Below are 14,984 nucleotides of genomic sequence, written 5' to 3' on the forward strand. Positions count from 1 at the left end.
GGAACCCCTCCAGCGTCCATCACCGTTCTTGCTCAAATCCCCACGCTTTCGGCATCACGAAAGCTGCTTATGCACACCAACCCCTCGCTGGATGCGATCGAAACCCTGGCCACTGCACTTCGGATTAGCGTGGCGGAACTCTTCAGTACGCTTTAAACCTAGTGATCTGCAAGTCCCTGGTCTGAAAGGTTTCTATGAAGAGCCAAGGGGGCGCCGCATAATCACAGGCGCCGAACTCTCCCACGGCACGCACCGCTGGTGCGCCTTCCTGGACCGGTCAGCCATAGACCGGCGCCAGAATCGTGCTAGAATCCGCTCCCAAGCCAACGCGGGCGTCGTATAATGGCTATTACCTTAGCTTCCCAAGCTAAAGACGTGGGTTCGATTCCCATCGCCCGCTCCACTTCCCGTCGAGACAAGCCGCCCTTGCCACCGTTACGGTGATCCGCCCGGCGGCTTTTGTTGCCATGCTTCCCCAAGACCCCAGCACCGGGCCGGCCGACGACGCCGCGCCCGCAGACAGCGCCGCACCAGCGTCCGCCCCCTCACCCGCCGATCCTGAAGGCGTTGCGCATCCACGCCGGATCCGTTCGTTCGTGCGCCGCGCGGGCCGGACCTCCACCGGGCAGCAGCGCGCCATCGACGAAGTCGGGCCGCGCATGCTTGTGCCGTACGCGCCGCAGCCGCTGAACTGGGAGGCGACCTTTGGCCGCCAGGCGCCGTCGATCCTGGAGATCGGCTTCGGCATGGGCGAGACCACCGCGCATATTGCCGGGCTGCGGCCGCAGGACAACTTCCTGGGCTGCGAAGTGCATGAGCCGGGCGTGGGCGCGCTGCTCAAGCTGATCGAGGAGCGCGGCCTGTCCAATGTGCGGATCCTGCAGCACGATGCGGTCGAGGTAATCGCGCATATGCTGACCGACAACAGCCTCGACGGCGTGCACATCTACTTTCCGGACCCGTGGCACAAGAAGCGCCACAACAAGCGCCGGCTGGTGCAGCCGCCGCTGGTGAAGGTGCTGGCCGGGCGCCTGAAGCCGGGCGGCTATATCCATTGCGCGACCGACTGGGAAGAGTACGCGCACCAGATGGTCGAAGTGCTGTCGGCCGAGCCGCTGCTGGAGAACACCTCGACGGCGCCGGATGGTTTCGCCGAGCGGCCCGATTACCGGCCCGTGACCAAGTTCGAGCGGCGCGGCGTGCGGCTGGGGCACGGCGTGTGGGACGTGGTGTTCCGCAAGCGCGCCTGAACATCGACGGCGGATAAACAAAAAGCGTGGCATCTGCCACGCTTTTTTATTGCCTGCGCCAACGCCCCGGTCAGGCGTGCCAGGACACCAGGCCGGTGTACGCGGTCACCAGCACCACGATGCCGAAGGCGATGCGGTACCACGCAAACGGCTTGAAATCATGCGTGGCGACGAAACGCAGCAGCCAGCGCACGCACAGGAAGGCGGACAGGAAGGCAAAGACAAAGCCGACCGCGAAGATGCCGAGGTCGTCGGCGCTCAGCAGCGCGCGCGCCTTATACAGTTCGTAGACCGTGGCGCCGAAGATCACCGGGATCGCCAGGAAGAAAGAAAATTCGGTGGCCACCTGCCGCGACAAGCCGAACAGCATGCCGCCGATGATGGTGGCGCCGGAGCGCGAGGTCCCGGGCACCAGCGCGAAGCACTGCGCCAGCCCGACCTTGAGCGCGTCGCGCCAGTTCAGGTCATCGACCGACTCGATGCGCGGCGCGCCGGCCTTGGCGGCTTCCAGCAGCGCGTTGCCCTGCGGATGCGAGACCGTGCCGCGGCGCGCCTCGCGCCATTCGGCCAGCAGGATCACCACGCCGCCAACGATAAAGGCCAGCGCCACCGAGATCGGGTTGAACAGATGGGCCTTGATCCATTTGCCGAAAATCAGCGCCAGCACGATGGCAGGTACTGAGGCGACGATCACGTTGACGGCAAAGCGCTGCGACAGCGGGTCGTCGCGCAGGCCGCGCACCACCTTGCCGATGCGCGCGCGGAACTCCCAGCAGACTGCCAGGATGGCGCCGAACTGGATCACGATCTCGAAGATCTTGCCCTTCTCGTCGTTGAAGTCGAGCAGCTGTCCGGCCAGGATCAGGTGGCCCGTGCTCGAAATGGGAAGAAACTCGGTCAGGCCTTCGACGATGCCGAGGATCACGGCCTTCAGGGCAAGTGCGATTTCCATGCGGAACGAAAGAAACGTAGTCACTGGCGTTGTCCGGCTGCGCGCTGGACCGCCTGCATTGTTGTTCGAGGCGCCCCGGTCAGGGGCGGTTGATCTTGACGTTGATACCGTCAGGCAAAACGGTGATTGTACCGGGCTCTACCTGCGTGCCGGCAAGGCGCAACTGGTCTTCGCGGAAGGTATAGAGCGGATAGCCCTGCAACAGCTGCTCGGCGAGGATGCCGCCCAGCGCGTTGAGCTGGCGCGCAAACTGCGGCGGCATGCCCTGCACGTCGAAGCGCTTCACCTCGGGATCCTGCAGCACCACCGAGCGGGTCGGCTCGTCATAGCGCAGCCCGCTGTCCAGCGCGAAGCGCCCGGTCAGGGCCTGGCTGAAGAACAGCTTGTTGTCGATGGTGGCGTCGAACTGCACGTTGACGCGGTTGCGCACAGAATCCAGCGTCAGCTGCGGATTGGCCAGCTGGATGTCGAATAGCTCCAGGTAGCGCTTGTTGAACGGAAACTTCCGTTCGAGCGCCGCCTGCAGCTGGCTTTGCGAAAAGGTGTATTCGCTGCGGAAGGCGCCGCAGGCAACCAGCCCCACGGCCAGCGTGGCCGCGGCAGCCGCGGCGAGCCAGCGCCGTCGGGAAGTCCGGATCATATTGCCTCCGATTGCGGGATATCAGGAACCACTGCGGGGGTCATGCCGCGCCCTGGCCTGTCACTGACGGCGCGGTCAGGATCTCGAGCCGGGCCAGCCATTGCAGCGCCGCTTCGCGGGAATCGCCGCACATCTCGGCCGACGGCTTCAGGCCGCCGCAGAATGCGGGCCGGTCGGGGCTGCCGAACACCGCGCAGCGCATGTCCGGCAGCAACTGCGCGCACGCCACACCCGCCGGCTTGCCGCCTGGCATGCCGGGCAGCGCCGAGGCGATCGACGGGGCGATACAGCAGGCGCCGCAGCCCGCGCGGCAGGAAAGGTCTGACCGGCAACTCATGATGATGGTTCGGGAGCAGGCACCCACGAAGGCTGCCAGCATAAAGGCGCCATTGTGCCCGAAGGGCTGCTGGCCTCCTGTAAGAAAACGAAAACGCCGTAAGGCCCGCGCCAGCGGATGCGCCCCATCCATCACATAGAGAAAGGCAAGCTTGGTGGCGGTCTCTTTGGTGCGCTGCCGCCGAAGGGGTGAGCTTGACCCCCCGTGGGCCCTCATCTACATTACTGACCCACAAGTTATTAATTTTTTTCGACGCCCCTCGTGCCCCGCAGTCTTCGCAAACCCGCCGTGACCAAGCCACCCGCCGATCCGCACAAGGACGCCGACAGCCCGCGCTGGAGCCGGCGCAAGGCGGCGCGGCCGCACGAGCTGGTGGCGGCGGCGCTCGACCTGTTTGTCGAGCGTGGTTATGCCGCCACGCGGCTGGAAGACGTGGCCGCGGCGGCCGGCGTGTCCAAGGGCACGGTCTATCTCTACTTCGCCAACAAGGAAGAGCTGTTCAAGTCCGTGGTGCGCGAGAACCTGGTGCCGGCCCTGGCGCGCGGCGCCGACCTGGTCGATGCCTACCAGGGCAGCACGCCCGAGCTGTTGCGCGAACTGCTGCGGGGCTGGTGGGGACTGATCGGCGCCACGCCGGTGGCGGGTCTGACCAAGCTGATCATGGCGGAGTCAGCCAACTTCCCCGACATCGCCCGCTTCTATAACCAGGAAGTGATGGTGCCGGGCGACGAACTGTTCGCCAAGGTGCTGGCGCGCGGCGTGGCGCGCGGCGAATTCCGCCCGCTGCCGGCCAACCCCACCACCACGCTGATCTGCGCGCCGCTGGTATTCCTGATGATGTGGCAGCGCGCGCTGCGCGCCACCGCCGAGAAGGACATCGACCCCGAGGCCTTTCTCGATGGCCTGCTCGACACGCTGCTGTTCGGACTGACCGCCGGCGAAGCCCGCGACCGGCCGCTGCCGCCGCAGCACGGTCCTTATATCTGGGAAGTGATCCGCGACGACATGCTGGCGCAACGCGCCGCCGCGATGGCCGCCGAGGCCGGGCCCTCCCCCGCCGCGCCGCAACCAGGCACCCCGACATGAAGCGAAAGACCCTGCTGATCGCCGCCGCCTGCCTGGCCCTGGCGCTGAGCGCCACGGTGGCGGTGCGCAAGGCCGGCAGCGCGCGCCAGCCGCAAGCGGCGGCACCGGCCGCCAATATCGTGGAGTTCCTGCAGACCGACCTGGTCCGCGTGGCGCGCCAGGACCTGCAGTTGTCGCTGCCGCTGTCGGGCAGCCTGCGTGCGCTGAACCAGGCCTCGGTCAAGGCCAAGGTCTCGGGCGAGGTGAAGCAGGTGCTGGTACGCGAAGGCGAGCCGGTACGCGCCGGCCAGGTGATCGTGCGCATCGACCCGGCCGAATACGAGGCCCGCGTCGCGCAGGCGCGCGGGCAGATGCTGGCCGCGCGCGGCCAGTTCGAGAATTCGCGCCAGACCTGGGAACGCAACCGCGAGCTGGTCGACAAGGGCTTTATCTCCAAGACCGCCTTCGACAAGTACCAGTCCGACCTGGCGGTCGCCCGCGCCAACCTTGACGCCGCCGAGGGCGGGCTGGCGGTGGCGCAGAAGGCGCTGGCCGACACCGTGGTCAAGGCGCCGCTCGACGGCATGGTGGCCGCGCGCAAAGCGCAACCGGGTGAGAAAGTCTCGCCCGATACGCGCCTGGTCGACGTGGTCGACCTGCGCGTGCTGGAACTGGAAGCGCCGATCCCGATGGCCGATGTGGCACGCGCCGCGGTGGGTCAGCCGGTGGCGCTGCAAGTGGAAGGCGCCGGCCGCTTTACCGGCAAGCTGGTGCGCATCAATCCGGCCGTCAGCGAGGGCACGCGCAGCATCATGGTCTACATCCGGGTTGAGAATGCCGACCAGCTGCTGCGCGCGGGCATGTTCGCGCGGGGCGCGCTGGTGCTGGGCCAACGCGCCGGCGTGGTGGCGGTGCCGGCCTCGGCGGTGCGCACCGAGGGCGAACGCGCCTTCGTCTATGCGATCGAGCGCAACACGCTGGCGGAACGGCCGGTGCAGCTGGGCCTGCGCGACGAAGCCGGCGGGATGGTGGAAATCGTCTCCGGGCTGGACGCCGGTGCCGAGATCGTGCGCAACAACCTCGGCACGCTGCGCAGCGGCAGCCAGGTCAGGCGCGTCAAGGCCTGACGGTGTAAAGGACGCGCGCCATGTGGTTCACCCGCCTGTCGATTCGCAACCCGGTGCTGGCCACCATGATGATGATGGCCTTCATCGTGGTGGGGCTGTTCTCTTACCAGCGGCTGCCGGTCGACCAGTTTCCCGACATCACCTTCCCGGTGGTGGTGGTGCAGACCGACTACCCGGGCGCCGCGCCGGAGTCGGTGGAGTCCGATGTCACGCGCAAGGTGGAGGAGATCGTCAACACCATCTCCGGCATTGACGAGATCTTTTCGCACTCCTACCAGGGCACCTCGGTCGTCGTGATCAAGTTCGACCTGAGCGTCGATGTCGGTCAGGCCGCGCAGGACGTGCGCGACAAGATCGCGCTGATCCGCCCGCAGTTCCGCGACGAGGTCAAGGAACCGCGCGTGCTGCGCTATGACCCGTCGGACGCGCCAATCTTCTATCTGTCCGTTTCCAACGCGCCGGGCGCCAGCCGCAGCCAGCGCGAGCTGACCACCATCGCCGACCAGATCGTGCGCAAGCGGCTGGAAACCGTGCGCGGCGTGGGCGCCATCAACCTCGTGGGCGGCACCAGGCGCGAGGTCGAGATCCGCATCCGGCCGGCGCAGCTGGAGGCGCTGGGCATCGGCGTGGACCAGGTCATGAACGCGATCCGCAACGAGAACCAGGAGCTGCCCGCGGGCGAACTGCGTTCCGCGGCGACGGAGACCGTGGTGCAGATCAAGGGCCGCGTGCCCACGCCCGATGCGTTCCGCCAGATCATCGTGGCGCGCCGCGCCGGCCAGCCGGTGACGCTGGGCGAGATCGCCGACGTGCGCGACGGCGAGGAAGAGCAGGAAAGCCTGGCGCTGCTCGACGGCAAGCGCGCACTGTTCCTGTCGGTGGTGAAGGCGCAGGGCCAGAACACCGTCGACACCGTCGACGGCCTGGTGCGCATGACCGAGGAAATACGCAAGCTGGTGCCGGCCGGCGTGCAGCTGAACGTGGTCAACGACACCGCGCGCGGCATCCGCCGCAGCGTGAAGGAGGTGCGCTCGACGCTGCTGGAAGGTGCCTTCCTGACCGTGGCGATCGTGTTCCTGTTTCTCGGCTCGTGGCGCAGCACGGTGATTACCGGACTGACGCTGCCGATCGCGCTGATCGGCACCTTTGGCGTGATGTACCTGTGCGGCTTCACGCTCAACGTGATCACGCTGATGGCGCTGTCGCTGTGCGTGGGCCTGCTGATCGACGATGCCATCGTGGTGCGCGAGAACATCGTGCGCCACAACCTGATGGGCAAGGACCACCGCAGCGCGGCGCTGGACGGCACCAACGAGATCGGACTGGCGGTGCTGGCCACCACCTTCTCGATCGTCGCGGTGTTCCTGCCGGTGGGCTTCATGGGCGGCATCATCGGGCGCTTCTTCCACCAGTTCGGCATCACCGTGGTGGCGGCGGTGCTGATCTCGATGTTCGTCTCGTTCACGCTGGACCCGATGCTGTCTTCGGTCTGGCACGACCCGGACCTGCACGGCACCGGCAACAAGACCAGCTGGTACGGGCGCACCGTGGGGCGGGTGCTGGACTGGTTCTCGGCGAGGATGGACAAGCTTGGCGACGGCTATGCCGGCATGCTGGGGTGGGCGCTGAAGCATCGGCTGGCCACCGCCATCATCGCCGCCGCGACCTTCTTCGGCAGCTTTGCGCTGGTGCCGCTGATCGGCACGGAGTTTGTGCCCAATGCGGACCTGGGCGAGACCCAGGTCGGCTTTACCACGCCGGTCGGCACCTCGCTCGACATCACCGAGGCCAAGGTTCGGCAGGTGGAAGCCGCGCTGAAGGCCTTTCCCGAAGTCGCCTACACCTACGCCACCATCAACTCGGGCAACGCCTCGGGCCGCAACAACGCGCTGGTGTCGGTGCGCCTGACCGAGCGCCGCGCGCGCGCACTGTCCACCGCGCAGCTGAACCCGCTGATCCGCCAGCGCCTGGCCGCCATTGCCGGCATCACGCTGACCATGGTCGGCATGCCCGACGGCGCCGGCGGCCAGAAGGCGATCCAGGTGTCGATCCAGGGCGACGACCTGGACGAGCTGCGGCGCCTGTCGCGCGAAGCCAGCGCGCGCATGACCGCCATCCGCGGCCTGACCGATCTCGATTCGAGCATGAAGGATGACCGCCCTACCATCGAGGTGCGCATCCGCCGCGAGCTGGCCTCGGACCTTGGCGTGGGCGTGGCGCAGATCGGCAATGCGCTGCGGCCGCTGCTGGCCGGCGATGCCATCAGTTCGTGGCGCGCGCCGGACGACGAGAACTATGACGTGCGCGTGCGCCTGCCCAAGGACGCGCGCACCGGCATGGCCGACCTCAGCGCGCTGATGATCGCCAGCAGCCATACCAACGCCGACGGCTCGCCAAAGATGGTGCCGCTGCGCCAGATCGCCGAACTGGTGCCGACCACTGGCGCGAACCAAATCAGCCGGCGCGACCTGAACCGGGAAGTCGAGCTGACCGCCAACGTAGCCGGGCGCTCGGCCGGCGAAGTCGCGCGCGATGTCAAGGCGGCGCTTGACGGCGTGAACTGGCCGGCCGGCTACAAGTACCGCTTCGGCGGCTCGACCAAGTCGATGAACGAGTCGTTCGGCTACGCCGTGTCGGCGCTGGCGCTGGCGGTGATCTTCATCTACATGATCCTGGCCTCGCAGTTCGGCAGCTTCTTCCAGCCGGTTGCCATCATGACCTCGCTGCCGCTGACACTGGCCGGCGTGTTCGCCGCGCTGCTGCTGTTCGGCTCGACGCTGAACATGTTCTCGATCATCGGCTTCATCATGCTGATGGGGCTGGTGACCAAGAATGCGATCCTGCTGGTGGACTTCGCCAATCAGGCACGCCAGGGCCATGCGGACGGCGCGGATGGCCGCGAACCGCTGTCGCGCGAGGCGGCCCTGGTCGAAGCCGCGCGCGTGCGGCTGCGGCCGATCCTGATGACGACGCTGGCGATGATCTTCGGCATGGTGCCGCTCGCCTTCAGCCTGGGGGAAGGCGCCGAGCAGCGCGCGCCGATGGGGCAGACCGTGATCGGCGGGATCATCACCTCGTCGATCCTGACGTTGGTGGTGGTGCCGGTGATCTATACGTATCTTGATGATTTCGGCGCATGGCTGCGCCGGCTGTGGCAGGGCAGGCCCGCCGCCACGCCGGCAGCGCCCGCGGCGGCCGGATCCGGCCGGCCTGCGGCATCCGACCGTCCGGCCCAGGCGGAGGGCAGCGCGGAATGAGCCCGCCGGCGCCTGCAAGGTTAAAATAACGGGTTTGATAAGACTGTCCGGCCGTGGCACCGCGCGGCCGGCGCACAGACCGACAGCGGTTGGCATTGGTAAGGAATGGCAAGATGGATCTCGAAAAAGCCCGATTCAACATGATCGAACAGCAAATCCGCCCGTGGGACGTGCTGGACCAGGAAATCCTGGACCTGCTGGCGGTGGTCAAGCGGGAGCAGTTCGTCCCGCCCGCGTACGCCTCGCTGGCGTTCGTCGACATGGAGATTCCGCTGCCCGCCGGGCAGAACATGCTGGCGCCGCGCGTCGAGGCCCGCATCCTGCAGGACCTGGCGGTGCGCAAGCATGAGACCGTGCTGGAGATCGGCGCCGGATCCGGCTACATGGCCGCGCTGCTGGCCAACCGCGCCCGCCACGTGCTGACCGTCGACATCGTGCCCGAGCTGGTCGAGCTGGCCCGCACCAACCTGGCCAATGCCGGCGTCACCAACGTCGACGTCGCCGAGGGCAATGCCGCCGACGGCTGGGGCGCCGCCGCACCGTACGACGTGATCTGCATCTCGGGCTCGCTGCCGGCCATCCCGCCCTCGATCCTGGCGCAGGTGAAGGTGGGCGGGCGCATCGCCGCCTTTGTCGGCGAGCTGCCGGTGATGGAAGCGCGCCTGGTCACGCGCGTGTCCGAGACCGAGTACCAGGTCGTCAACCTGTTCGAAACCGCGGTCAAGCCCCTGCAGGGCGCGACCCGGCCGTCGCAGTTCCAGTTCTGAGGACACCCCACCATGCAGGTCATCCAAGCGACCGAACTGGCCCAGTGGCTGGCCGATGCCAGCCGCGCCAAGCCGGTCCTGCTCGACGTGCGTGAAGGCTGGGAGGTGCAGACCTGCGCCCTGCCCGGCATCACCCACATCCCGATGCGCGACATCCCGGCGCGCGCCGCCGAACTCGACGAAGACGCCGACATCGTCTGCATCTGCCACCACGGCGCGCGCAGCATGCAGGTGGCGGCCTACCTGGAGCGCCAGGGCTACGCCAAGGTCTACAACCTGACCGGTGGCGTCGACGCCTGGGCCAGCCAGGTCGACCCCGCCATGCCGAAGTACTGAAGCGGCAGGCCAGCGCAGCAACACTAAGAAGAAACGACTGTCGGCCGCGGCACCCGCCCGGCAACCTGGAGGTGTCATGACGTTTGCGCCCAACGCCCAGCCCGGAGCGATCCGGACGCGCCTGGCGATCGCGGTTTCCCTGCTGGCCCCGCTGCTGGCCGTGCTGCCCGCGGCGCCGGCCAGCGCGGCCGACTTGCTCCAGGTCTACCGCGATGCGCAAGCCAACGACGCCCAGTTCGCCAGCGCGCGGGCGCAGCTGCTGGCCACGCGCGAGAAGCTGCCGCAGGGCCGCGCGGGCCTGCTGCCGCAGGTGGTGGGTACCGCGGGCGCCAACCGCACCAAGCTGGACCAGACCGCCTCGCTGCCGATCGGCGGCGCGCCCAGCGCCTCCGGCACGCGTTTCTTCAATAACAACAACTGGCAGCTGCAGCTGAGCCAGCCGCTGTTCCGCTGGGACCGCTGGGAAACCTACAAGCAGGGCGAGCTGGCCGCGCTGGCGGGCGAAGTAAGCTTCCACCAGGCCGAGCTCGACCTGATCACGCGCAGCGCGCAGGCGTATTTCGATGTGCTGGCGGCGCAGGACAACCTCTACCTCGCGCGCGCGCAGAAGAAGGCTATCTCCGAGCAGCTGGAACAGGCCAAACGCAATTTCGAGGTCGGCACCGCCACCATCGTCGACGCCAACGACGCCCAGGCCCGCTTCGACCTGGCCACCTCGACCGAGATCGCCGCGCAGAGCGACCTGGAAATCAAGCGCGCCACGCTACAGCAGGTCACCGGCAAACCGGTCGACGAACTGCTGGGCCTGCGCCCCGAAGCCCCCATCCCCGGCCCGCAGCCGCCCGACGTCAACGCCTGGGCGGCGCAGGCCGAGACCAGCAACCTGCAGGTCAACCTGGCCAGCTACAACCTCGAGACCGCGCAGCGCGAGACCAACAAGGCCAAGGCGGGACACCTGCCGTCGGTCGACCTGGTGGCCTCGTACGGCTTCAACAACCAGACCGGCAGCGCCACGCAGGCGATCTCGACGCACTACAACGCCTCGCAGATCGGCGTACAGCTGACCATGCCGATTTTCTCGGGCGGCCAGATCCAGTCGCGCGTGCGCGAGACCATCGCCCTGGCCGACAAGGCCGCCAGCGACCTCGAATTCGCCCGCCGCACCGCCGCACAGAGCGCGCGCCAGACCTTCTCCGGTGTCTCCAACGGCCTGGCCCAGGTCAAGGCGCTGGAAGCGGCCGAACGCTCGGCCACCAGCGCGGTGGAATCCAACCAGCTTGGCTATGACGTGGGCGTGCGCATCAATATCGACGTGCTGAACGCCGAAGCGCAACTGTTCTCCACCCGCCGCGACCTGGCCAAGGCCCGCTACGACACCATCATGAACGGGCTGCGGCTGAAGGCCTCCACCGGCGTGCTGCAGGAAGCGGACGTGGTGCAGATCAACACGCTGCTGACCTCGTCGCCGGGAGCGCTGTACAAGCTGCCGGTGCCGGCGCCGGCTGGTGCCAAAGCCCAGGCAAAGCCTGCGGCGACGGCGGATCGGCGCGACGCTGCGGCAAGCCGCAAGCCGCGCTCCTGAGCGAAGGCGCAGACCGCCGGCCTTAAATTCCCACTTGGGTGCTCCGCTCTCCCGCCTGCGGGAGAGGGAGCCGCCTGCCTACTTCGCGCGCGTGCGCGACTCCACGTTCAGCAACTGCCAGCGGATCGCCGACGCATCCGCCGGCGGATTCGCCACCTGGTATTCGCGCACGCGCAGCCTGTACGACACGCCCGGCTCGAAATCCAGCCCTTCGATCGGCCCATACCAGAGTTGCCACGGCGCGTCCGGCGACTCACGCCAGCGGTAGCACGTCATCTTGCCCACGCCCGAGCATTCCACGCGCTGCGAGTCGAGATAGACCGTCTTCTCCACGCCCGCGGCCTCCACGCGCGCGCCACGCTTGCCCACCCCTTCGCGCTCGACGAATTGCAGCAGATTGCCGTCCGCGGTCTTCCAGATGATCTGCCGGCCGGTACTGCCCGCCGACGGCTGCGTGCCCACGGTGGCAAACGGCGTCTGCATCGCCTTCAGCAGCGCCGACTCCAGATCCATGCGCGGTGGCGGGCATGCCATGCGCGTGCCGGCGATACGGTCGAAGCGGATGCCGGTATCGGTCTTGCCATAGCTGCCGGTAAAGCGATTGCAGCCGCTGGTGCCGCTGACCGTGCCCTGCGCGGCATCGATGCCCTCGTTGAACTCGAAGATGATCGGCTGGCCGTTGTCGCCATGCGGGATCTCGCGCTGGGAGCCGTCCGGCTGCTGCCACCGCACCAATTCCCAGCGGCTCGGGCCGGAGGGTTGGGTCTGGTTGAGATTGGTACCGGCGGAGGGAAGATTCGGCGCGGTTGCGGTGGTACAGGCGCCGAGCATGGCTGCGACCAGCAAGGCGGCCGCGCCGCGGCCACTTGGCGCGAAGGAAATCAGGCGGTTACGGCTCTGCATGAGAACTCCTGTAGGGGCTATCGAGGCAAATTGGTGCGTCTGAATTCATGGATCTGAATTCATCGGTCTGAGTTCATGGGTCTGACAAGCGGCATGCTGAAAAATGCACCCCGCCATAGACCTTCAGTTTAGCAAGCCGCCCCGCCAAACCGCGACCGAAGCGCTTCAAACGGCACATACATCCTGTAACGGACCGAGGCTCGCATCCGGCTAGGATGCGGAACGTCAAGAAGTGCCACCGTAGCCATCCGATATAATCGCTTCGCCCCGCGCAGCAATGCCAGCACGGGACACCGCTCCTCAGGAGGCGGCGACAATAATAAGACGGATGGAATGGCACGCATCGCAAAGTGCACCAACCTTCCTCCGGAAACCTTTCTCCATGCTCTTGATGACGAGATTGCAAGGGTCCCTATGGTTCGGGATCGACAAAGCTCTGTACCTGAGCGCGTGTGTAGTCCTGGCGGCGTTTCCCGCGCTGATGTTTGTCAAGCCGTCGCTCAGCAACACCTGCTTCGGACTGTTGCTGGGGTGGAGCGCCATCGCGCTGGCTTCCAGCGGGCGCGCGGGCGTGGCCGAATATGGCGCGATCCTGCGCCGGTACTGGCCCTTCATGCTGGCCATGGCGGGCCTGCCGCTGGCAGTGCTGATCCAGCAACTGGCGACTGGGGCCGAGACCCTGCATGTTCCCTATCTTTACCTGCGTTTCGCGCTGTTCATTCCCCTGGTCATTGGCATGGTGCGCCTCGGCCGGCCCGGCATGCAGAGCATCCAGTGGGGCTTCATGGTCTGTGCGCTGGTATCCGCCTTGTGGCTGCATGAGGTCGCCGCAGCCGGGCGCCCCAGCCACGTCGGCTTTTCCAATGTCATTCCCTTCGGCAACCTGGCCCTGCTGACGGGCATGCTCGCGGTGATTTCGATCGGATGGAACCGTCCCGGCGAGTATTTGCAGGCCGGCCTGAAACTGGTGGCTGGGTTCGCCGGCCTGTACGCCTCTTACATGAGCGGCACACGCGGCGGCTGGCTGGCCATTCCGGTGCTGGCGCTGATCGCACTGGCGGCCTCGCGCAGGTTGAAACGGTGGCACAAGGCAGCGGTGCTGGCGGGATTGCTCGGGCTGATGGTGCTAGGCTGGTACAGCAGTGCGATGGTTCAGCAGCGGACGGCTGCGGTTGTATCGGAACTGTCTCAATCTGTTCAGCATGTAACTTCGGATACCTCGATCGGGGTCCGGTTGCAGCTCTGGCGGGCATCGCTCGAACTGATCCAGGCACACCCGTGGACCGGCGTAGGGCCGGAACACTTCGAGGCAGCCCTGCAGACCTTTGCCGCCCGGCACGTCATCACTCCGCTGGCCGCCACCATGCCACATTCCCACAATGAGCTATTGCATGCGGCAGCGACGCTTGGCATTCCAGGACTGCTGGCCATTCTTGCGCTTTACCTCGTGCCCGCCGCTTTCTTTCTGCGCCACCTTCGCGGAACCGATCGGGGCACGCGGGTCGCCAGCGCCATGGGCCTGGCCCTGTGCAGCGGCTTCATGGTGTTTGGGCTGACCGAGGTCATGTTCGCCACGACGCTGGTCAATGCCTTCTATAGCCTGGTCATGGCGTTTTGCTTTGCCTACGTTGTCGCGCGCCAGTCCAAGATGTCGGCGCCCATGGCGCCTTGAACCCGGGCGCGCAGCGTCATATCTGCTTTCTAACCGGCACCCTAAACGCGATGGCCGGCGCGGAACGGATGACCGCCACCATCGCGAACTCGCTCGCTGCGATTGGGCATCACGTCACCATCCTGAGCCTGTGGGACACCGCGAGCCAGTTTCCATTGCACCCCGAGGTGCGACATGAAGCGGTGTTCGCCCAGCGGCCGTCTTTCAAGCGCGCCTATTTCGCCACGCTGGCCGGCATCCGCAGGCACTGCATCGCGCATCGCGTCGATGTACTGGTGCAGGTGGACACCATGCTGGAACTGTTCGTGCGACCCGCCACGCTCGGCCTGGGCCTGCACCATATCGCCTGGGAGCATTGCCACTTCGACGAGGACCTGGGCAAGCCGGCACGCAGGCTGGCGCGCCGGTTGGCGGCGCGATTCTGCCGGCACGTCGTCGTGCTGACCGAACGGGACCGCCACCGCTGGCTTGACGCCCTGCAGCCGCGCAGCGAAGTGGTCTGCATGCCAAATCCCCTGCCCTTTCCCATGCCGGCTGCACCGGCGCCGCGCGCGCGCAAGACGGTGCTTGCAATGGGGCGGCTGGTGCCGGCCAAGGGATTCGACGTCCTGCTGCGCGCATGGCAGACCGTGGCAGCGGAAGCGCCCGAATGGCAACTGGTGATCCATGGCGAAGGCGAGGAGCGTCCCCGCCTGATGGCGTTGATCCGGGAGCTCGGGCTGCAAGGCAGCGCCAGCTTGCCGGGCGTTTGCCATGATCCGTTGCAGACCTATGGCCAGGCATCGGTCTTCTGCCTGAGTTCGCGCTACGAAGGATTCGGGCTGGTGCTGATCGAAGCCATGGCTTTCGGACTGCCGATCGTATCAACCGATTGCGAGACCGGACCGCGTGAGTTGCTCAGTCCGGGCGACGACGCACTGGTGGTCGCCACGGACCACGCCGAGGCGTTGGCCGGCGCGCTGCTGACCGTGATCCGGCAACCCGAGCTGGCGGCACGTCTTGGCGCAAACGGCCGCCACAAGGCCAGCGCGTTTGCGCTGGAAAGCATTGCCCTGCAGTGGGATAAGCTGTTCAGGGCGCCGGGATAAGCGCCGAA

The 14,984-nt window shown here is 66.9% G+C and carries 13 protein-coding genes and 1 tRNA gene; 10 read left to right on the plus strand and 4 right to left on the minus strand.

What is annotated here, in order from left to right:
* Positions 1-328: 328 nt before the first annotated feature.
* Both E5S69_RS16115 and trmB read left to right on the plus strand, forming a co-directional pair.
* Positions 329-403 (plus strand) — tRNA-Gly (locus E5S69_RS16115).
* Positions 404-467: 64 nt separating this feature from the next.
* Positions 468-1,250 (plus strand): tRNA (guanosine(46)-N7)-methyltransferase TrmB, encoded by a 783-nt coding sequence (trmB, locus tag E5S69_RS16120; RefSeq protein ID WP_171515667.1) that lies wholly within the window; start codon positions 468-470, stop codon positions 1,248-1,250.
* Between the two features lie 70 nt (positions 1,251-1,320).
* Here the strand turns inward: trmB and E5S69_RS16125 are convergent, their stop codons facing one another.
* The 3 genes from E5S69_RS16125 to E5S69_RS16135 form a co-directional block, all read right to left on the minus strand.
* Positions 1,321-2,202: an undecaprenyl-diphosphate phosphatase gene (locus E5S69_RS16125; protein WP_171515907.1), complete on the minus strand. Its 882-nt coding sequence runs from the start codon at positions 2,200-2,202 to the stop codon at positions 1,321-1,323.
* Between the two features lie 79 nt (positions 2,203-2,281).
* Entirely contained in the window at positions 2,282-2,842 is a 561-nt protein-coding gene (locus tag E5S69_RS16130; protein ID WP_171515668.1) for a DUF1439 domain-containing protein, read from the minus strand.
* 40 nt (positions 2,843-2,882) lie between these two features.
* The gene (locus E5S69_RS16135; protein WP_171515669.1) at positions 2,883-3,179 is read right to left on the minus strand and encodes a YkgJ family cysteine cluster protein; all 297 of its coding nucleotides are present in this window, start codon (positions 3,177-3,179) and stop codon (positions 2,883-2,885) included.
* 261 nt (positions 3,180-3,440) lie between these two features.
* On the opposite strand from E5S69_RS16135, the gene E5S69_RS16140 reads away from it, so the two are divergent.
* The 6 genes from E5S69_RS16140 (at position 3,441) to E5S69_RS16165 (ending at position 11,313) form a co-directional block, all read left to right on the plus strand.
* Positions 3,441-4,265, plus strand: coding sequence for a TetR family transcriptional regulator (locus E5S69_RS16140; protein ID WP_171515670.1), 825 nt, complete (start codon positions 3,441-3,443; stop codon positions 4,263-4,265).
* Entirely contained in the window at positions 4,262-5,371 is a 1,110-nt protein-coding gene (locus tag E5S69_RS16145; RefSeq protein WP_171515671.1) for an efflux RND transporter periplasmic adaptor subunit, read from the plus strand. The genes E5S69_RS16140 and E5S69_RS16145 overlap by 4 nt, the downstream gene beginning before the upstream one ends.
* A gap of 20 nt (positions 5,372-5,391) precedes the next feature.
* On the plus strand, positions 5,392-8,628 hold the full coding sequence (locus E5S69_RS16150) for an efflux RND transporter permease subunit (RefSeq protein WP_171515672.1): 3,237 nt from the start codon (positions 5,392-5,394) through the stop codon (positions 8,626-8,628).
* 113 nt (positions 8,629-8,741) lie between these two features.
* On the plus strand, positions 8,742-9,395 hold the full coding sequence (locus E5S69_RS16155) for a protein-L-isoaspartate O-methyltransferase family protein (RefSeq protein WP_171515673.1): 654 nt from the start codon (positions 8,742-8,744) through the stop codon (positions 9,393-9,395).
* A 12-nt stretch (positions 9,396-9,407) separates the two neighbouring features.
* Positions 9,408-9,731: a rhodanese-like domain-containing protein gene (locus E5S69_RS16160; protein WP_171515674.1), complete on the plus strand. Its 324-nt coding sequence runs from the start codon at positions 9,408-9,410 to the stop codon at positions 9,729-9,731.
* A 76-nt stretch (positions 9,732-9,807) separates the two neighbouring features.
* A complete protein-coding gene (locus E5S69_RS16165) occupies positions 9,808-11,313 on the plus strand; it encodes a TolC family outer membrane protein (RefSeq protein WP_171515675.1) in 1,506 nt (501 codons plus the stop codon).
* Between the two features lie 78 nt (positions 11,314-11,391).
* On the opposite strand, the gene E5S69_RS16170 is transcribed toward E5S69_RS16165, so the two are convergent.
* A complete protein-coding gene (locus E5S69_RS16170; RefSeq protein WP_171515676.1) occupies positions 11,392-12,216 on the minus strand; it encodes an META and DUF4377 domain-containing protein in 825 nt (274 codons plus the stop codon).
* A gap of 382 nt (positions 12,217-12,598) precedes the next feature.
* Between E5S69_RS16170 and E5S69_RS16175 the strand changes: the two genes are divergently transcribed.
* Complete coding sequence (locus E5S69_RS16175) at positions 12,599-13,888, plus strand: O-antigen ligase family protein (protein ID WP_171515677.1); 1,290 nt, start codon at positions 12,599-12,601, stop codon at positions 13,886-13,888.
* Positions 13,889-13,956: 68 nt separating this feature from the next.
* Positions 13,957-14,976 carry a glycosyltransferase family 4 protein gene (locus tag E5S69_RS16180; RefSeq protein ID WP_423766644.1) on the plus strand — a complete coding sequence of 340 codons (1,020 nt, stop codon included), beginning with the start codon at positions 13,957-13,959 and terminating at the stop codon, positions 14,974-14,976.
* The last annotated feature ends 8 nt before the right edge of the window (positions 14,977-14,984 follow it).

Source organism: Cupriavidus necator (assembly GCF_013141915.1).
Lineage (GTDB): Bacteria > Pseudomonadota > Gammaproteobacteria > Burkholderiales > Burkholderiaceae > Cupriavidus > Cupriavidus necator_B.